The sequence below is a fragment of the Corallococcus terminator genome, assembly GCF_003611635.1.
GTDB classification, from domain to species: Bacteria; Myxococcota; Myxococcia; order Myxococcales; family Myxococcaceae; genus Corallococcus; species Corallococcus terminator.
Genome location: NZ_RAVZ01000068.1, coordinates 1 through 16,664, shown reverse-complemented (window position 1 = coordinate 16,664; position 16,664 = coordinate 1). Strand labels below are relative to the sequence as shown.

Annotated in this window: 18 protein-coding genes and 4 tRNA genes; 4 read left to right on the top strand and 18 right to left on the bottom strand. The window is 69.0% G+C overall.

Going from position 1 to position 16,664, the window contains the following annotated elements; translation table 11 throughout:
- The first annotated feature begins 287 nt into the window (after positions 1-287).
- Positions 288-1,361 carry a phage recombination protein Bet gene (gene bet, locus D7V88_RS12725; protein WP_120540904.1) on the top strand — a complete coding sequence of 358 codons (1,074 nt, stop codon included), beginning with the start codon at positions 288-290 and terminating at the stop codon, positions 1,359-1,361.
- 168 nt (positions 1,362-1,529) lie between these two features.
- On the opposite strand, the gene D7V88_RS12720 is transcribed toward bet, so the two are convergent.
- The 13 genes from D7V88_RS12720 to D7V88_RS12660 all read right to left on the bottom strand — a co-directional run bounded on the left by D7V88_RS12720 (position 1,530) and on the right by D7V88_RS12660 (position 9,082).
- Positions 1,530-1,603, bottom strand: a tRNA-Arg gene (locus D7V88_RS12720).
- Between the two features lie 20 nt (positions 1,604-1,623).
- Positions 1,624-1,697: transfer RNA gene (locus tag D7V88_RS12715), tRNA-His, on the bottom strand.
- A 96-nt stretch (positions 1,698-1,793) separates the two neighbouring features.
- Positions 1,794-1,870 (bottom strand) — tRNA-Arg (locus D7V88_RS12710).
- Between the two features lie 45 nt (positions 1,871-1,915).
- A tRNA-Pro gene (locus D7V88_RS12705) sits at positions 1,916-1,989 on the bottom strand.
- A 71-nt stretch (positions 1,990-2,060) separates the two neighbouring features.
- Positions 2,061-2,648, bottom strand: coding sequence for an RdgB/HAM1 family non-canonical purine NTP pyrophosphatase (gene rdgB, locus D7V88_RS12700; protein ID WP_120540903.1), 588 nt, complete (start codon positions 2,646-2,648; stop codon positions 2,061-2,063).
- Entirely contained in the window at positions 2,645-3,349 is a 705-nt protein-coding gene (gene rph / locus D7V88_RS12695; protein ID WP_120540902.1) for a ribonuclease PH, read from the bottom strand. Before rph ends, rdgB begins: the two co-directional genes overlap by 4 nt.
- 43 nt (positions 3,350-3,392) lie before the next feature.
- Positions 3,393-4,199, bottom strand: a complete 807-nt coding sequence (locus D7V88_RS12690) for an N-acetylmuramoyl-L-alanine amidase family protein (RefSeq protein WP_120540901.1) — start codon at positions 4,197-4,199, stop codon at positions 3,393-3,395.
- Between the two features lie 76 nt (positions 4,200-4,275).
- On the bottom strand, positions 4,276-5,334 hold the full coding sequence (gene selD, locus D7V88_RS12685) for a selenide, water dikinase SelD (RefSeq protein ID WP_120540900.1): 1,059 nt from the start codon (positions 5,332-5,334) through the stop codon (positions 4,276-4,278).
- Between the two features lie 14 nt (positions 5,335-5,348).
- Positions 5,349-6,293, bottom strand: coding sequence for an FHA domain-containing protein (locus tag D7V88_RS12680; protein ID WP_120540899.1), 945 nt, complete (start codon positions 6,291-6,293; stop codon positions 5,349-5,351).
- Between the two features lie 37 nt (positions 6,294-6,330).
- Complete coding sequence (locus D7V88_RS12675) at positions 6,331-7,053, bottom strand: tetratricopeptide repeat protein (RefSeq protein ID WP_120533140.1); 723 nt, start codon at positions 7,051-7,053, stop codon at positions 6,331-6,333.
- Between the two features lie 38 nt (positions 7,054-7,091).
- Positions 7,092-7,796 (bottom strand): hypothetical protein, encoded by a 705-nt coding sequence (locus D7V88_RS12670; RefSeq protein ID WP_120540898.1) that lies wholly within the window; start codon positions 7,794-7,796, stop codon positions 7,092-7,094.
- Positions 7,793-8,563, bottom strand: a complete 771-nt coding sequence (locus D7V88_RS12665; protein ID WP_120540897.1) for an outer membrane protein assembly factor BamD — start codon at positions 8,561-8,563, stop codon at positions 7,793-7,795. Before D7V88_RS12665 ends, D7V88_RS12670 begins: the two co-directional genes overlap by 4 nt.
- A 12-nt stretch (positions 8,564-8,575) precedes the next feature.
- The gene (locus D7V88_RS12660; protein WP_120540896.1) at positions 8,576-9,082 is read right to left on the bottom strand and encodes a regulatory protein RecX; all 507 of its coding nucleotides are present in this window, start codon (positions 9,080-9,082) and stop codon (positions 8,576-8,578) included.
- Positions 9,083-9,117: 35 nt separating this feature from the next.
- On the opposite strand from D7V88_RS12660, the gene D7V88_RS12655 reads away from it, so the two are divergent.
- Positions 9,118-9,855: a hypothetical protein gene (locus tag D7V88_RS12655; protein ID WP_120540895.1), complete on the top strand. Its 738-nt coding sequence runs from the start codon at positions 9,118-9,120 to the stop codon at positions 9,853-9,855.
- A gap of 98 nt (positions 9,856-9,953) precedes the next feature.
- On the opposite strand, the gene D7V88_RS12650 is transcribed toward D7V88_RS12655, so the two are convergent.
- The 4 genes from D7V88_RS12650 to D7V88_RS12635 form a co-directional block, all read right to left on the bottom strand.
- Entirely contained in the window at positions 9,954-11,369 is a 1,416-nt protein-coding gene (locus D7V88_RS12650) for a type IV pilus twitching motility protein PilT (RefSeq protein WP_120540894.1), read from the bottom strand.
- A 134-nt stretch (positions 11,370-11,503) separates the two neighbouring features.
- Positions 11,504-11,905 carry a 30S ribosomal protein S9 gene (gene rpsI, locus D7V88_RS12645; protein WP_120537583.1) on the bottom strand — a complete coding sequence of 134 codons (402 nt, stop codon included), beginning with the start codon at positions 11,903-11,905 and terminating at the stop codon, positions 11,504-11,506.
- A gap of 9 nt (positions 11,906-11,914) precedes the next feature.
- Complete coding sequence (gene rplM / locus D7V88_RS12640; RefSeq protein ID WP_120540893.1) at positions 11,915-12,361, bottom strand: 50S ribosomal protein L13; 447 nt, start codon at positions 12,359-12,361, stop codon at positions 11,915-11,917.
- Positions 12,362-12,541: 180 nt separating this feature from the next.
- Positions 12,542-14,620, bottom strand: coding sequence for an ATP-dependent helicase (locus D7V88_RS12635; RefSeq protein ID WP_120540892.1), 2,079 nt, complete (start codon positions 14,618-14,620; stop codon positions 12,542-12,544).
- Between the two features lie 34 nt (positions 14,621-14,654).
- On the opposite strand from D7V88_RS12635, the gene D7V88_RS12630 reads away from it, so the two are divergent.
- Positions 14,655-15,215, top strand: a complete 561-nt coding sequence (locus D7V88_RS12630; RefSeq protein WP_244238116.1) for a hypothetical protein — start codon at positions 14,655-14,657, stop codon at positions 15,213-15,215.
- Between the two features lie 26 nt (positions 15,216-15,241).
- Complete coding sequence (locus D7V88_RS12625; RefSeq protein ID WP_120540917.1) at positions 15,242-15,739, top strand: caib/baif family protein; 498 nt, start codon at positions 15,242-15,244, stop codon at positions 15,737-15,739.
- Positions 15,740-15,764: 25 nt separating this feature from the next.
- Here D7V88_RS12625 and D7V88_RS12620 read toward each other — a convergent pair.
- Positions 15,765-16,664: class I SAM-dependent rRNA methyltransferase (locus D7V88_RS12620; protein WP_147448708.1), on the bottom strand; the 900-nt coding region annotated here is incomplete at its 5' end.

The following is a 16,664-nucleotide window of genomic DNA, read 5'->3' as shown; positions in this document are numbered from 1 at the left end:
ACCCGTCGCCACGCGCGCTGTCAAAACGTTTCTGCACCCCCCTTTGATTCTTCGCAAGGAGACCGGATGGCCGGCGTGCTGCCGACCAATCCTGGATCGCCGCGACGATGCGAAGGCGCTGCCCCACCTGCATGTTGATCCACGCCGCGATCCGCGCTTCAGGCCTGTAGCACCGGCCCGGGGGAGCCCCTGCCCGCACGGGTGGGCTGCGACGTCGCGGCGGCAACCAGGTGGGCGGGCGAGGGTCGCCCGTCCTTTTCGTGGAGCGGATGCAGGAGATGACAGTGATGGAAGCCAACGTGAAGGCGGATGGAACGACGTCGCTCCAGGGCGCGGCCTGGAACCGGGAGCGGGTGGACCTGGTGAAACGGACCATCTGCCCCCGGGGAATCAGCGAGGACGAGTTCGCCCTCTTCATCGAGCAGTGCAAGCGCAGCGGGTTGGATCCGCTCCTCAAGGAAGCCTTCTGCGTGGCGCGCCGGCAGAACGTGGGCAACCGCGAGCGGCCCAACTGGGTGACGAAGTACGAGTTCCAGCCCTCGGAGGCCGGCATGCTGGCCCGGGCGGAGCGCTTCCCGGACTTCAAGGGCATCCAGGCGAGCGCGGTGTTCGCCGAGGACGAAATCGTCGTGGACCAGGGCAAGGGCGAGGTGGTGCACCGCTTCAACCCGGCCAAGCGCAAGGGCGCGCTCGTGGGTGCCTGGTCGCGGGTGGTGCGCGAGGGGAAGCTGCCGGTGGTGGTGTGGCTGGACTTCGCCGGCTACGTCCAGCAGACGCCGCTGTGGGCGAAAATCCCCACGACGATGATCGAGAAGTGCGCCCGGGTGGCGGCGCTGCGCAAGGCGTACCCGGAGGCCTTCGGCGGCCTGTACGTGCGCGAGGAGATGCCGGCGGAGGAATTCGACGCCCACGGCCATGCTCACGACGAGCCCGTGCCCCCGGCGGGCTCCTACGAGGTGCTGGGCTCCAAGCCCGGCCCCATGAAGGCGTCCTTCCCCACCCTGGCTCCGGCGCCGGCCCCAGCGGAAGCCCGTCCCGCGGAGGTGGAGACGCAGCAGCTCTCCATCGACGTGCCCCTGGCTCCGGTGGCCCCCGCCGCCGTCCCCGTGGCGCCCGAACGCCCCAAGGCGAGCCCCGTGGTGGTGGCGTTCGGCCCGCACAAGGGGAAGACGACGGCGGAGCTGTCCGACGACGAGCTGAGCGAAACCATCGACCTGGCGCACGAGAAGCTGATGGAGCAGCCCCGGGCCCGCTGGGCGAAGGCGATGCGCGAGAACCTCACCGCGCTGGAAGCGGAGACGGAGCTGAGGTGCCGGGTGCCCACCGCGAAGGACGGCGCCGGGACGACTCCGGAGGCCTGAGCCCGCCAGGCGCATCCTCGGAATGAAGCGACGCCCGCGTCCCGGTCATGGGGGCGCGGGCGTTGTGCTGCCCGTGAAGGCAATCCCAGACAGTTTCGGGTGGCACATCCACGAGCGCGGAGCTGGAAGCGACCAGCGTCAGACGCGGCTTCGAGGGGGTTGAGACAGTGCGCCCAGAGGGACTTGAACCCCCAACCCTCGGCTTCGAAGGCCGATGCTCTATCCAGTTGAGCTATAGGCGCGGCGGGAAGCGAAAAAGAAGGGCGGACAACCGGGATCGAACCGGCAACCTCCGGAGTCACAGTCCGGCGCTCTAACCAGTTGAGCTATGTCCGCCGTCACTCACCCACATCACGGCTTTTGAAGCGGCGGTCTCCTACCGTGGAAACCGGGACCGTTCAAGGTCCAAATCAACAACCCTTCCAAGCAGGTTGGCGCCCCAGGCAGGACTCGAACCTGCGACCCCCGACTTAGAAGGTCGGTGCTCTATCCAGCTGAGCTACTGGAGCCTGCCGGAAAACCCTCACTGCACTGCTCAACGACGGCACTTCAAATCGGGGCGAGAGGATTCGAACCTCCGACCCCCTGCGCCCAAGGCAGGTGCGCTACCAGGCTGCGCTACGCCCCGAGAAGTGCCGCATTCTTCGCCCAACGCGGACGGACGCGCAAGCTTGCTGTTCCTGACGCCCGCCCGTCCGGTCAGAGCGCCAACAGATACGGCCGCATCAACTGGAAGGCCTTCGCCCGGTGCGACACCCGCGACTTCTCCTCCGGTGTCAGCTCCGCCATCGCGCGTCCCCCCTCCCCCGCCACCTGGAACACCGGGTCGTAGCCGAAGCCGTGCGTCCCCTTCGGCGCGTGCAGGATGAGGCCCTCGCAGCGGCCCACCTCCACCCGGGGCTCGCCCGAACCCACCACCAGGGCCAGGGCGCAGCGGAAGGACGCCGTGCGCTTCTGCTCCGGCACGCCGGCCAGCTCCGTCAGCAGCTTCTCGTACCGGGCCCGGTCGTCCCCAGGCGCATAGCGCGCGGAGAGCACGCCGGGACGCCCGCCCAACGCGTCCACGCACAGCCCCGAGTCGTCCGCGAGCGCCGGCAGCCCGGTGGCCAGCGAGTACTCCCGGGCCTTCTTCACCGCGTTCGACTCGAAGGTGTCGCCGTCCTCCACCGGCTCGGGCACGGGGGGCAGGTCCTTGAGGGACACCACTTCCACCGCGTCCCCCACCAGCATGCGCAGCTCGCGCAGCTTGCCGGCGTTGCCGGTGGCGAAGAGCAGCCGGGGCTTCATCCCAGCACCTTCGCCTGCGCGGCGGCGAGCTGCTGGATGGCGGCGAGGCCTCCGTCCAGCATCGCGTCCATCGCCTTGCGGTCGAAGAGCTTGTGCTCGGCGGTGCCCTGCACCTCCACGATGCGCCCGTCCGACGTCGCCACGAGGTTCAGGTCCACGTCCGCGGTGGAGTCCTCGTCGTAGTCCAGGTCCACGCGCACTTCGCCGTTCACCACGCCCACCGACACGGCGGCCAGCGGGGTCAGCTTCGCCAACATGCCCGGCTTGTTCAGCGAGCGCATCGCCAGCACCAGCGCCACGTACGCGCCGGTGATGGACGCGGTGCGCGTGCCGCCGTCCGCCTGGATGACGTCGCAGTCCAGCGTGAAGGTGCGAACGCCCAGCGAGGTCAGGTCCACGGAGGCGCGTAGGGCCCGGCCGATGAGCCGTTGGATCTCCATGGTGCGCCCGGTCTGCTTGCCCTTGGCGGCCTCGCGCGCGCCGCGGGTGTGCGTGGCGCGGGGGAGCATGCCGTACTCGGCCGTCACCCAGCCGGAGCCCTTGCCCATCAGGTGCGGCGGGACGCGGTCCTCCACCGAGCAGGTGACGAGCACCTTGGTGTGGCCGAACTCCACCTGCACGGAGCCCTCCGCGTAGCGGTTGACGTTGGGCGTGAGGGTGACCGGCCGGAGATCCAGCGCACCACGTTGGAAGGAACGCACGGGGAAAGCTCCTGACGCGAGGGAACGTGAGCCCCGCGCTTTATCAGGGCCCGGTGGATCCAGCCACCGGCGCGGAGGGGGTGTGGTCCCTGCGGCGCGTCTCCCGGAGGAACGCCTGCACCCCGTCCGAGATGGCCTCCGCCAGCGCCTCCTGGTACGAGGCCTTCCCCAGCCGGGCGCCCTCCTGAGGGTGGGAGATGAACCCCACCTCGATGAGCACCGCCGGAGCCTCCACGCCCGTGAGCACGAAGAACGGCGCCTGCTGCACGCCCCGGTCCGCCGCGCCGCTCTTCGACACCAGGCGCGGGTGGATGGCATAGGCCAGCCGGGACGCGTCCGAGTGCGCCTCCGTGCGCGCCAGGTCATCCAGGATGAAGGCCAGCGTGGAGTGTCCGCGTCCGGAGCGGGCCGTGGGCGCTTCCGCGTTCTCGCGGTCCGCCACCGCTCGCGCGGCCTCGCCAGAAGCGTTGGCGGAGAGGAAGTACGTCTCGATGCCCTCGGTGCGCTCGCGCAGCCGCTTCGTGGGCATGGAGTTGGCGTGGATGGAGAGGAAGAGGTCCGGCCGCTGGGTGTTGGTGAACTCCACCCGCTCCGACAGCGCCATCTGCGTGTCCTCCTCGCGGGTGAGGAACACCTCGCTGCCCGCCGCCTCCAGCTTGTCGCGCAGGCGCTGCGCAATCTGGAGGGCGATTTCCTTCTCCCAGAGTTCTCCAGGCCCCTTCGCGCCCTCCTTCGCCCCGCCGTGCCCCGGGTCGATGACGATGCGCGCGCCGCGCTCCGCCGCCTGGGACAGGGTCGGAAGGAGGCACAGCAGCGCGAGGAGACTCAAGGGGGAGGGGCGCGGCGACATTCGCCCCGGGATGCTACCGGAGGCCCGGGCCGGAGGCGAAATCCGCCCCCGAGCCGTCAACACTCCAGCCTTCGACTCAGCCCACCACGTCGATGCCCGGCCGGCCCGCCTGGACCTCGCCGATGAGGGCCGCGTCCACGCCCGCCTTCTCCAGCGCCTGCACCGCCTTGAGCGCATGGCGCGCGGGCACGCTGGCCAGCAGGCCGCCGTTGGTCTGCGCATCCGCCAGCAGCCACTGGATGTGCTCCGGCAGCCCTTCCGGGAAACGCACCTTCGGCTTCACGTGGGCCAGGTTCGTCTTCGTCCCGCCCGGCACCACGCCGTCCTCGGCCAGCGCCGGTACTCCGGCGATGAGCGGGATGCGCTCCAGGTCCAGCAGCGCCTTCGTCTTCGAGCCGGTCATCATCTCCAGGAGGTGACCCAGGAGGCCGAAGCCCGTCACGTCCGTGAGCGCATGCACCTTGAAGGCACCCGATGCGAACACCTCACCGGCCGCCTTGTTGAGGGTGGCCATCTGCGCCGTCACCTGCTTCACGAGCGACCTGGACGCGAGGCCCCGCTTGATGGCGGTGGTGGCGATGCCGGTGCCCAGGGGCTTGGTGAGGATGAGCACGTCGCCCGGCTTCGCCCCCGCGTTGGTGAGCACCTTCTTCGGGTGCACCACGCCGGTGACGGCCATGCCGTACTTGGGCTCCGGGTCGCGGATGCTGTGGCCGCCCAGGATGGGGATGCCCGCCTCGTCCGCCTTGGACTGGCCGCCCGCGAGGATCTTCTGAAGCACCTTGAGGGGCAGCTCCTCCGGGAAGCAGACGAGGTTCAGCGCGAACAGGGGCCTGGCGCCCATGGCCCAGATGTCCGACAGCGCGTTGGCTGCGGCGATGGCGCCGAACTGGAACGGGTCGTCCACGAGCGGCGGGAAGAAGTCCACCGTCTCCACCACCGCCATGCCCGGCGCCAACTGGTACACCGCCGCGTCGTCGCTGGTGGTGAAGCCCACCAGGGCCTGCGGGGGTGCGGCCGTCTTCAGCCCGCCCAACACCCGCGCCAGGTCCCCTGCCTTCAATTTCGCCGCGCAGCCCGCGCAGTGGCTCATCTCGGTGAGGCGCTTGGCCTTCACCGGTTTCTCGCCCGCCATCGTGTGTCCCCGCCCTACTCCGCGCGCACGTAGTCGCGCTTCATGAGCTGCACCACGGATTCGGCCGTGAGCACGTCGTCGCCGTCCGAGTGGTCCAGCACGCCGCCCAGCGAGCCGTGGTTGTGCACGAGCTGGAGCACGTCCATCAGCTCCGGCGTCAGCTCCTTGAGCGAAGGCGTCAGCGGCTGCGCGAGCCGGAGCGCCGTGGCCATGGGAGGCAGTTGCGGCTGCAGGCGCTTGAACTCGTCCAACTGCCGGAGCGCGTCCATGAGGAGCGCTTCGGTGGAGGAGTCCAGCTCCACCATGAACTCCTGGCTGTCCGCCGCACGCAGTTCGAAGTCACCCTCTTCCCAGGTGACGATGCGGTTGAAGCTCTTCTGCGGCCCCAGGTTGTGGTTGTCGTCGATGACCGCGTAGTACACGCGGCCCTGGCGCAGGTAGATGCGGCCCTCGTGGGCGTTGTTCACCACGAGCACGCCGTTCTTCTTCGACGTGTGGAAGAGCTGGAGCAGGTCCGGGAGGGGGATTTCCTCAATCTTCCCCGTCATGGAGCTGGCCTTGGTGGTCCGCGCGGCCTGGGCGGCGGCGGCCTCCTCCAGCTTCTGCTTCACCACGCTCTCGTCCACGGCGGCGCTCTCCGCGCCCTGGTGCACGAGCTTGAGGATGGAGGTGCCGATGAGGATGCGGTCTCCCTCCTTGAGCCGGGCCTGCTTCACCTTCTCGCCGTTGACGAAGGTGCCGTTGGTGGAGCCCAGGTCCTCGATGGTGATCTTCCCGTCGGAGAACAGGATCTTCGCGTGCTTGCGCGAGACCATGTCCTCCACGAGCACCATGTCCAACTCGCTCGACCGTCCGACGACGATCTGCTTGTCGGCCTTCAGCGGGAACTCACCGCCCTGGTACTTCCCGGAGATGAACTTGAGGGCAAACGACTGCGCCGTACCGCTCGGAGTGCTCACGGTGCCGCGACCTCGATGATGGAAGTTGCCATGGTGCTCAACCCGTCACTTCCGCCTTCCCCGGGCTCTTCACCAGGTTCAGGTACATCTGCGCGCTCTTGTTGCCGGGACTGCGCACGAGCACGTCTTCCCAGACCTTCACCGCCTCGTCACGACGTCCCGCCGAGTACAGTGCGATTCCATAATTGATCCGTCCAGGAATGTACGACGGATTCTGCGCGATGACCTGTTCGTACTCGGAGAGCGCGGCCGCGTTGTCCCCGGCATCCCGCAGGGCGTTGCCCAGCTTGAGGCGGATGTCCACGAACTCCGGGAAGTGCGCCAGCGCGCGGCGGTACTCTTCAATCGCCTTGGCCCACACGCCGCTGGAGGCGAACACGTCGCCGATGTCGGCGTACATGTTGGCCACCTTCTTCATGACGTAGGGGTCCAGCTCGCCGGGGGCGCCCTTCTGGCGGGACAAGGCGGCCTGATAGACCTCCTTCGCCTCCGCGTACTTCCCCATGTCGTTGTAGATGACCGCGAGGTTGAGGGCGGCCTCGGTGTACGCGGGGTTGAGCCGCAAGGCGGACTCAAAGGCGCGCTGCGCCCGGGCGAACTGGCCCTGGTCGTGGTAGATGATGCCGAGCATGTTGTAGACGTCGGCGAAGGTCGGATTCTGCTCGACCACCTTCGTCAGGTACTGCTCGGCCTGGGCGTACTGCTTCTTCTCGAAGGAGCCGCGCCCGAGGGTCAGTAGCTGCTTGAGGGCTTCTTCCATGACTCGGCCCCGCGCGGGCCCCTTCCTCCGCGGGTAGCCTACATGAGGCTGGGCGAAAACAAGAATTGATCGCCCTGGCGCACCAGCAAAAGCGGGCGCTCCCCCCGGGTGTCGACCGGGCGTGACGGAAGGTCTCCCTCCACCCGGTAGTGTTCCGTCACCACGGCCTCATCCCGCTCCAGCCGCACGTACCACGCCACCACCGTCAGCCGCCGCTTGCGCAAGGGGGCCATCTCCTCCCACGTCCGCCCCACCCCGCCGTCGCCGCCCGGGGCCGTCAGCCGCGTCAGGACGTCCGGCAGCCCCTGCTCCAGGGCCCGCCGACGCGCCTCCAGCGCGGCCACCACCGCCACCAGCCGGGGCGCCTCCGAAGGCGTGGGCTTCCACCGCCGGGACTCGCGCGAGAAGGGCACGAGCTCCACGCCCGCGGTGCTGACGATGGTGGCCCCCAGCTTCCCCTCGAAATCCAGCGTCGCGGCGGCTTCCGCCCGGGTCCCGTCCGGCTCCACCGACACGGAGATGCGGGCGTACTGGAGTTTCCGGGAGACCAGCGGCAGCGCGGAGCCAGGCACGGACAGCGACACGCCGTCGTGTTCGGCCTCCTTGAGGGTGGTGACGATTTCGGCCTCGGGTCCGGCCGCGAAGCCCAGGAGGCGCGGGCCCAGGAACACGAGGGCGACGAGGCCAGCCAGGCCCGCGATGAAGAGCCCCCCCAGCCGTCCCCAGTCCTCCAGCCGCCTCACGTCCCCAGCATCTTCTGGGCGCGCTGGGCGGCGGGGGTGCCCGGCAGGCGTTTGATGACCTCGCGCAGGGTGTCCTGGGCGCGCTGGGGCTCGTTGAGCTTCACGTACGCGTTGTGCAGGTCGAAGAGGGCCTCTTCTTCCAGCGGCGTGCCCGGGTAGTCCTTGAGCAGCCCCTCCAGGCGCTGGGCCACGGCCTTCCAGCGCTCGCGCTTGGCGTAGAAGGACGCGACGTAGAGCTCATGGCGCGCCAGCCGCTGGCGGGCGTCGTCCGCGTGCACCTTGGCGTCCTTCGCGTACTGCGAATCCGGGTACTGGCGCAGGAAGACGTTCATCGCCCGGAGCGCGTCGTACATGGGCTTCTGCTCCTTCTCGAAGGAAGGCGGCAGGGCGAAGAACTCCGAGGGGAACTCCTCCACGTAGGACAGGGCCCCGCGGTAGGCGGCGTAGTCCACCTTGGGGTGCGTGGGGTGCAGCTTGATGAAGGAGTCGAACTTCTCGCGCGCCTCCGGGTACATCTCCCGGGCGAAGTCCAGGTCGCCCAGCTTCAGCTCCGCCTCGCGGGCCGCCTCCAGGTACGGGTACTTCGCGCGGACGTGGTCGTAGTACCTCTCCGCCTTGAGGAAGTCCTTGTCCTCCATGGCGACGTCGCCCAGCGCCAGGTTCTCGACGGCCTGGGAGGCGTAGTTGGGCTCGCCGGCGGGCCCCTGGGACAGGGCCGCGCAGCCAGAGAGCAAGAGGACGGTCACACACAGGACGACTGAGCGCATCACGCCTCCAAGCTATTCGTCCTGCCCGGAGGGGTCCAGCGAAGGTTCACCCACCAGTCGGGTGACGACATCCGGGGAGAACCCACGGCTGAGCAGGAGCCTCCCCGCGCGGGCCTGCTCCTTCGCATCCAGCGGGCGGCCGGTCAGGCGCCGCTTCTCCAGCACCTGCCGGGCGGCCTCCAGCGCGTCGAAGCCCACCGCGTCCTTCGCGGAGGCCAGCGCCTGCCGGGCCACGGTGCCTTCCAGGCCGTGGGCCTGGAGCCGCTGGAGGATGGCGCGGGGGCCCAGCTTGCCCCTGCCCAGGAGGGATGTGGCACGGTCGCGGGCGAACTTCGCGTCGTCCAGGTAGCCCCACTGGGCAAGCCGGGCGAGCACCTCGTCGCGCACGGGGCCGGGGTAGCCCTTGCGCTCCAGGGCGAGCGTCAGTTCGTGGCGGCTGCGGGCGCGCACCGAGAGCAGACGCAGGCAGGCGTCGGTGGCGCGCTGGACAGCCTCCGGACCTTCGGGCTCCTCAACCATCGCGGAGTCCCTACCATGTGGTAACAGGCCCCGCCATGCACCCCGTTCTCGCCCGCTTCCTCACCGCCGATGCCGCCAAGGAGACGCTTCGCAAGGAGAAGGCGGGTGAACCGCTGACTCCGGAGGAGCAGCACTTCGTGGCCGCCGCCGACGCGAACCCCAAGCAGCGCGCGATGCTGCAGGGCGTGAGCGGCCGCGCGCTGTCGTCCGACGCCCAGGCCTCCCTGGTGCTGCTGGCCGCGCACGCCGCCGCGCGCGCGCTGCCGGAGGACCCGGCGCTTGCGTCCGCCACGCAGAAGGCGCGCGAGGCCCTCAAGGAAGAGGGCGCGAGCGACGAGGAGACGGATGCGTTCCTCGCGTCCATCCTCCTGGAGGAGGCGTTCGGGTACGAGCAGGAGGTGGACTCCTTCGACACGGACTACGTGAAGGAGTCCCTGGGCGAGGTGCCTGCCCTGGCCGCGCTGTCCAAGGACTCCGTGGACGCGCTGTTCCTCGCGTTCATCAAGGCGTCGGAAAACGACGCGGACCGCAAGGCCCGCGAGCACATGGCCCGGGCCCTGTTCGAAGTCGCGTGGTCCGAAGGGCCCACGTCCATCAACCCGGAGCACCTGGAGACGCTGCTCGACAACGAGGTCGTGCAGGAGTCCGACGAGGTGCAGGACGCGCGCGTGCGCGCCACCGTGTCGCTCCTGCAGACCCTGGGGCACCAGGGGCTGGTGGGCCCGCTGCGTCTCACCCGGCTGCGTGCGCAGTTGGGGGATGACGACGCCTGAGCAGGGTGCTCCGCTTCGCGCGGAGCGGATGACGCTGGCGCCCGGGCGGTCTCCCCTCCCCTGTCGGGGATTCGAAGCGCCGCCCGGCGCTCAAGCCGTCAGAAGCGTTCGATCTGGAAGTCGTCGTCGCCGCCGGCCGCCGGGGCGGGCGCGGGTGCCGGGACGGGCGTGGGAGGACGGGCCGCCTGCGGAGGCATGGGCCGGCCCTGGACCACACCGGGCTGAGGCGCCCCCGGAGGACGCGGGGCGGCCACACCGGGCGGCGGCGTCATCGGACGGGCGGCCATGGGCGGCGCACCGGCGGGACGCTGGGCCTGCGGAGGCGGCGCCGCGGGAGCCTGCGCCGCGGCGGGCGCGCCCTTCTGCGCGAAGGACGCCGAGCCCGGGATGGGACGCTCCTCGCCGGCCTTGGCGTCGAAGTTGTCCCACTTCGAGTCGGACGTGCCGCTGATGCCGGAGAAGCGCAGCGCGAAGTCGTCCGGGTTGCTGGCCTGACGGTGGGCCTCGTCGTAGGTGACGAGCCCGTTGCGCACCAGCCCCATCAACGACTGGTCGAAGGTCTGCATCCCGTAGGAGTCCGTGCCCTGCGCGATGGCGTCGTGGATCTCCTTCGTGCGGTCCTTGTCCTCGATGAGTTCACGCACGCGCGTGGTGACGCGCAGCACCTCCACCGCGGCCACACGGCCCTTGCCGTCCGCGCGCGGAACGAGTCGCTGGCTCACCACGCCGCGCAGCACGCTGGAGAGCTGAAGGCGCACCTGCTTCTGCTGGTGCGGGGGGAAGGCGGACACGATGCGGTTGACGGTCTCCGTCGCGTCCAGCGTGTGCAGCGTGGACATCACGAGGTGGCCCGTCTCCGCGGCGTGGAGCGCCGTTTCGATGGTCTCGTGGTCGCGCATTTCGCCCACCAGGATGACGTCCGGGTCCTGTCGCAGCGCGCTCTTGAGGGCCTGCGAGAAGCTCATCGTGTCCACACCCACTTCGCGCTGGTTCACGATGGAGCGCTTGTCGCGGATGAGGAACTCGATGGGGTCCTCGATGGTCATGATGTGGTTGGTCTCGTTGGAGTTGATGAAGTCGATCATCGCCGCCAACGTCGTGGACTTGCCGGAGCCCGTGGTGCCCGTCACCAGCACCAGGCCGCGCTCCTCGCCGCACACCTTCTCCAGCACCGGAGGCAGCAGCAGATCCTTCATCGTCATCACCTTGAAGGGGATGACACGCAACACCGCGCCCACCGTGCCGCGCTGCTGGAAGACGTTCACGCGGAAGCGGCCCAGGCCGGGGACTCCGTACGCCAGGTCCACCTCGTTGCTGACCTTGAACTTCTCCTTCTGGAACTCGTTCATGATGCCGAACGCCATGCGCGCCACCTCCTCCGGAGGCAGGCGGCGGCCGTCCTTGAGCGGCACCAGCGAACCGTCCACGCGGAACATGGGCGGCAGGCCCGCCTTCAGGTGGATGTCGGAGGCACCGCCGCGCAGGGCGATCTGCAGGATTTCGTTGAGTTCCATGGGAGGGCCCGGATGCTAGCAGAACGCCCGCGCCCGTCGCGACGGGGCAGCAGGTGAGCCCGCAAAGCACAACGGCGGAGGTCCCTGAAAGAGGACCCCCGCCGTGGAGCGGCTCCAACGAGCCGGCAAGCGGATTAACGCTTGGAGAACTGGAACCGACGACGGGCGCCGGGCTGGCCGTACTTCTTACGCTCGACCGCGCGAGCATCGCGGGTGAGGAAGCCGGCCTTCTTCAGCGCCGGACGGAACTCCGGGTTGAAGGCGCACAGCGCGCGCGCGATGCCGTGACGGATGGCACCGGCCTGACCAGAGAGGCCGCCGCCGCGCACGTTGACCGTGACGTCGAGCTTGCCCTTCTGCTCCAGGATCTCCAGCGGCTGGTTGAGCACCATCTTCGACGTCTCACGGCCGAAGTACTCATTGATGTCGCGGCCGTTGATGACCACGAGGCCATTGCCAGGACGCAGCCACACGCGAGCGGTGGCCTCCTTGCGGCGGCCGGTGGCGTAGAAACCGAGTTCGGGATTGATCGCCATGGCTGTTCCTTACGCCTCGACCTTGTACGCCACCGGCTTCTGGGCGGTGTGCGGATGGGTATCACCGGCATACACCTTGAGCTTGGTCATCATCTGACGGCCCAGGGCGCTGCGCGGAAGCATGCGACGCACCGCATTGAGGATCACGTCCTCGGGGTGCTTGGCGCGGAGCTTCTGCAGGTTGGTGATCTTCAGGGCGCCCGGGAAACCGGCGTACGGGTGCCGGTAGTAGAGCTTGTCGGTCTCCTTCGTGCCCGTCACCTTCACCTTGTCGGCGTTGATGACGATCACGTGGTCGCCCGTGTCGATGGACGGGGTGTACGTCGGCTTGTGCTTGCCCTTCAGCAGGGTAGCAATCTGACTGGCGGCGCGGCCAAGCACCTTGTCGGACACGTCAATGACGTGCCACTGGCGCTTGATGTCCGCGGCCTTGGCGCTGTAGGTCTTCTGCGACATTTCGTGCACTCCAAACTTCGGCGCGGCACCCAGGTGCATGCCAGGGGCCGCGTGCTCGTGCGAAACCAACCGCGGGTCCTCCGCCAAAAACTCCGACAGAAGCCCGGAAAGGCCGAACCTCCTAGCGGGACCCTGGGATCAAGTCAAGGTCGGGCGTACATGGCCTGGAAATCCGGCCGCCTAGGGCACCCGACCGGGCGTCCCCGGGCCAGGACCGCCGCCAGGAGGCCCCGGCGGAGGCTTCTTGAACCGCTCCTTCAGGTTGGCGAAGAAGTTCTTCTCCTTCTCATCCGGAGGCCCCTGACGCGGCGCGTCCATGTCGACGTTCTCGAAGGCGTCCGGGGGCAGGTCCTCCAGGAAGCGCGAGGGCGTGCGGGGCACTTCCTTGCCGCGCTTCACGCGCACCGTGGATCGCGTGAGGTACAGCAGCTCCTTGGCGCGGGTGATGCCCACGTAGCAGAGCCGGCGCTCCTCCTCGAGGTTCTGCGCCTCGCCCTGCATGCCGCCGTGGGGCATCAGGTCCTCCTCCATGCCCAGGAAGAAGACCAGCCGGTACTCCAGGCCCTTGGAGGCGTGCAGCGACATGAGCGTCACGCGGCGGTTCTGGCCGGGGACCTCTTCCTCCTCCTGGCGCGTGTCCAGGCTGAGGCGGTTCAGGTACGTGAGGAGGCTGGCCTTGGGGCCCTCGCGCTTCTCGAACTTCTCCAGCGACGCGAGCACGTGGTCCACGCTCTTGAGCTTCTTGTCCGCGGCGGTGCCGGAGACGGCCTTGGCGCGCGTGGCTTCCCGGAAGCCGATCTCCTCCAGCAGCTTCTGCGTCGCCTCCGACAGGCGCGGGGCGTGGAGGAAGGCGTCGCGGTAGCGCTCCACCATCTCCACGAACTCCAGCACCTTGCCGCCCGCGCCGGCCGGCAGGTCCTCATAGGTGTCCGCGCGGCGCATGGACGTCCACAGCGTCACGCCCTCCGCTCGTGAATGCGCGTGCAGGCGCTCCATCGTCACGTCGCCAATGCCGCGCGCCGGCACGTTGACGATGCGCATGAGGCTGATTTCGTCCAGCCGGTTGGCCAGCACCTTGAAGTACGCGATGACGTCCTTCACCTCGCTGCGGTCGAAGAACTCGCTGCCACCCACCACCTCGTAGGCGATGTTCTTCTCGCGCAGCATCTCCTCCACCGGACGCGACTGGCCGTTGGTGCGGTAGAGCACCGCGATGTCGTCCGCGGGGATGCCCTGGGAGATGTGCTTCTGGATTTCGTGCGCGACGAAGCGGGCCTCCTCCTCGTCGTTGGGACAGGCCACGACCTTGACCAGCTCTCCGCCCCGGCGGTCGGTCCACATGCGCTTGTCCTTGCGCTCGGGGTTCTTCGCGATGACGGCGTTGGCCGCGTCCAGCACCCGCTGCGAGGAGCGGTAGTTCTGCTCCAGCCGCACCTCCTTGCCTCCCGGGAAGTGCTTCTCGAAGTCGAGGATGTTGCGCACCTCCGCGCCCCGCCACGAATAGATGCACTGGTCGTCGTCACCCACCGCGCACACGTTGCGCGCCTCGCCCGCGAGCAGCTTGAGCAGGTCCAACTGGGCGTGGTTGGTGTCCTGGAACTCGTCCACCAGCAGGTAGCGGAAGCGCTGCGTGTACTTGCGGTGCAGGTCCGGGTGTTCACGCAACAGGCGCGCGGGCAGCACCAGCAGGTCGTCGAAGTCCACCGAGCCCTGCGCCTTGAGCGCGAGCTGGTAGTCCGCGAACACCATCGCGGTGATGAGGTCGTAGTCGTCCCCCATCCCTTCGCCCTTGGGCTGCGGCACCTCTCCGGAGTTCTTCGCCTTGGAGATGAGGTTGAGGACCTTGCGCACATCGAAGGCGCGGTCGTCGATGCGCTTCTCGCGCATGGCGCGGCGGATGATGGACAACTGGTCGCCCATGTCCGCGATGGCGAACTTCTTGGGCCAGCCCAGCCGGTGGATGTCCTCGCGCAGCACCTCCGCGCCGAACGCGTGGAAGGTGCAGACGAGGACGCCCTGGGCGCGCGGGCCGGCCATGTGGATGAGCCGCTCCTTCATCTCCGTGGCGGCTTTGTTCGTGAAGGTGACGGCCAGGATGTTGCGGGCCAGCAGGTGGCCCGGCCGCTCGTTGAGCAGGTGGACGATGCGGTGGGTGATGACCCGCGTCTTGCCGCTGCCGGCGCCGGCCAGCACGAGCAGGGGACCCTCGGTCGTCAGCACCGCCTCACGCTGTGGAGGATTGAGCTTCGAAAGGTCCATTGCGCGCAGGCCGGGGATACCCTTTGATTCGTTCGTGCGCGACTATTTCCTACGGCTGGCCACCGCGACGCTCGCGCTCGGCGTGGGCGGCGGATGCCTTGACGACGAACGCACGACTTCTCCCACCCCGCGCGATGTGGTGACCACCGCCGCACCGTGCGTGTACTTCAAGGACCTGGCGCCCTTCCTCCCCGACACGCTGGAGGGCTTCACGGTGGGCTCCACCGGGGGCTCCACGGGCAAGTACGGCGACGTGTCCGTGTCGGAGGCGGAGCGCACCTACACTCGCGGCGAGGACCGGGAGGTGAAGGTGCGCATCGTGGACACCACCCTGGGGCTCAAGCTGGGGCAGGCCATCCGCGAGGCGGCGCAGAAGGCGCGGGGCCGGGCGGCGAGCGACCCGACGGCGCCCATCCAGTGGAAGGAGGCCGTGGGCTTCGTGCGCTATGACGCCGAAGAAGGCATGGCGGAGGCGAACCTCCTGGTGGGTGAGCGCTTCGTGGTGGCCGTCACCAGCCGTGGCTTCCCCAGCACCGTGGAGGTGCGGCGGGTGGCACGCGGCATCGATCTCGCCGGGCTCGCCCGGCTGCAGTGATTCCAGTTCAAGGAGCGTCCGTGGCGGTGAAGGAGAAGGGGTCCCGACCCCAGACGGCCCAGGAGTTGTTGGAGCAGGAGAAGATGGCGCGCCTGGGCGTTTCGTCCCTGGGCAAGCGCGAGTTCATGGACCAGTTCCAGAAGCTGTCCAAGAGCTACGCGGTGGATCCGGGCAACCCCGGCTCCTATGCGTGCGAGGGCTGTCAGCGCTGCGCCAACTGCATGTTCTGCAAGGACTGCGATAGCTGCCACCAGTGCACGCACTGCACGCGCTGCGAGCTGTGCACCAGTTGTTCGCACTGCGTGGAGTGCAAGAACTGCCACGCGTGCGCGTACTGCGTGCAGAGCGAGAACTGCTCCAACAGCGCGTACGTGGTGCTGAGCAAGAACCTGCAGGACTGCAACTACTGCTTCGGCTGCGTGGGCCTGTCCAAGAAGGACTTCCACATCCTCAACGTGGGCTTCTCCCGCACCGAGTACTTCAAGGTCGTGGGCAGGCTGCGCAAGGAGCTGGCCATCCCGTAGCCCCTCGCGCGCCTTCCGCTTCGGCCTACAAGGCGCGCACGTAGAGGGCCTTGAGGTACTCCGTCTCCGCGAGGCCCGCGAGCACCGGGTGGTCCAGGCCGGCGCCCCGGCGCTCCAGGATCTGCACCGGGCGCTTCGCGTCCACGGCGGCGTCCAGCACCATGGACTCGAAGCCCTCGCGATCCAGCTTCCCCGAGCACGAGCACGTCACCAAGAGGCCGTCCGGCTTGAGGCAGCGCAGGGCGCGCAGGTTCAGCTCATGGTAGGCGCGCAGCGCGGTGGCCAGGCCCTCGCGGCGCTTGGCGAGCCCCGGCGGGTCCAGGACGATGGTGTCGAAGCGGCGGCCCTCCTGGTCGAAGCGTCGCAGCACGTCGAACGCGTTGGCGTTCTCCACCTTCACGTTGGCGCGGCCGTTGGCGTCCGCGTTCGCCTTCGCGCGGGCCGCGGCCTTCGCGTCCTGCTCCACCGCGAGCACCGACGTGCAGTGCTTCGCGAGCGCGAGCGCGAACCCGCCGTGGTAGCTGAAGCAGTCCAGCGCATCGCCCCGGCCCAGCTCACCCGCGCGCAGGTGGTTGTCCACCTGGTCCAGGAACGCGCCCGTCTTCATGTCGCCCGTCAGGTCGACATCGAAGCGGTTGTCGCCCTCGTGGTAGCTGAAGCGCGCGTCGCCTTCGCCGTGCAGCAGGCGCACCTCGCGCGGCAGGCTTTCGAAGTCGCGGCCGGAGGCGTCGTCGCGGCACACCACGTGGGTGGCGCCCGTCAGCTTCACCAGCGCGCGGGCGAGCATCTCCTTGCGCGCGTCCATGCCCTCGGAGAGCGTCTGGATCGTGAGGCCCGGGCCGTAGCGGTCCACGAAGAAGCCGGGCAGCAGGTCCGCCTCTCCGTGCACGAGCCGCAGGCCGTCGCGGCCGGGGAGCACCGCGCG

Bases quoted from the DNA above. Each gene is read 5' to 3' on its own strand.
- bet (WP_120540904.1), top strand. From the start codon at position 288: ATGGAAGCCAACGTGAAGGCGGATGGAACGACGTCGCTCCAGGGCGCG.
- rdgB (WP_120540903.1), bottom strand. From the start codon at position 2,648: ATGAAGCCCCGGCTGCTCTTCGCCACCGGCAACGCCGGCAAGCTGCGC.
- D7V88_RS12690 (WP_120540901.1), bottom strand. From the start codon at position 4,199: ATGTCGCCGCGCCCCTCCCCCTTGAGTCTCCTCGCGCTGCTGTGCCTC.
- selD (WP_120540900.1), bottom strand. From the start codon at position 5,334: ATGGCGGGCGAGAAACCGGTGAAGGCCAAGCGCCTCACCGAGATGAGC.
- D7V88_RS12675 (WP_120533140.1), bottom strand. From the start codon at position 7,053: ATGGAAGAAGCCCTCAAGCAGCTACTGACCCTCGGGCGCGGCTCCTTC.
- D7V88_RS12665 (WP_120540897.1), bottom strand. From the start codon at position 8,563: ATGCGCTCAGTCGTCCTGTGTGTGACCGTCCTCTTGCTCTCTGGCTGC.
- D7V88_RS12660 (WP_120540896.1), bottom strand. From the start codon at position 9,082: ATGGTTGAGGAGCCCGAAGGTCCGGAGGCTGTCCAGCGCGCCACCGAC.
- D7V88_RS12655 (WP_120540895.1), top strand. From the start codon at position 9,118: ATGCACCCCGTTCTCGCCCGCTTCCTCACCGCCGATGCCGCCAAGGAG.
- D7V88_RS12650 (WP_120540894.1), bottom strand. From the start codon at position 11,369: ATGGAACTCAACGAAATCCTGCAGATCGCCCTGCGCGGCGGTGCCTCC.
- rpsI (WP_120537583.1), bottom strand. From the start codon at position 11,905: ATGGCGATCAATCCCGAACTCGGTTTCTACGCCACCGGCCGCCGCAAG.
- rplM (WP_120540893.1), bottom strand. From the start codon at position 12,361: ATGTCGCAGAAGACCTACAGCGCCAAGGCCGCGGACATCAAGCGCCAG.
- D7V88_RS12635 (WP_120540892.1), bottom strand. From the start codon at position 14,620: ATGGACCTTTCGAAGCTCAATCCTCCACAGCGTGAGGCGGTGCTGACG.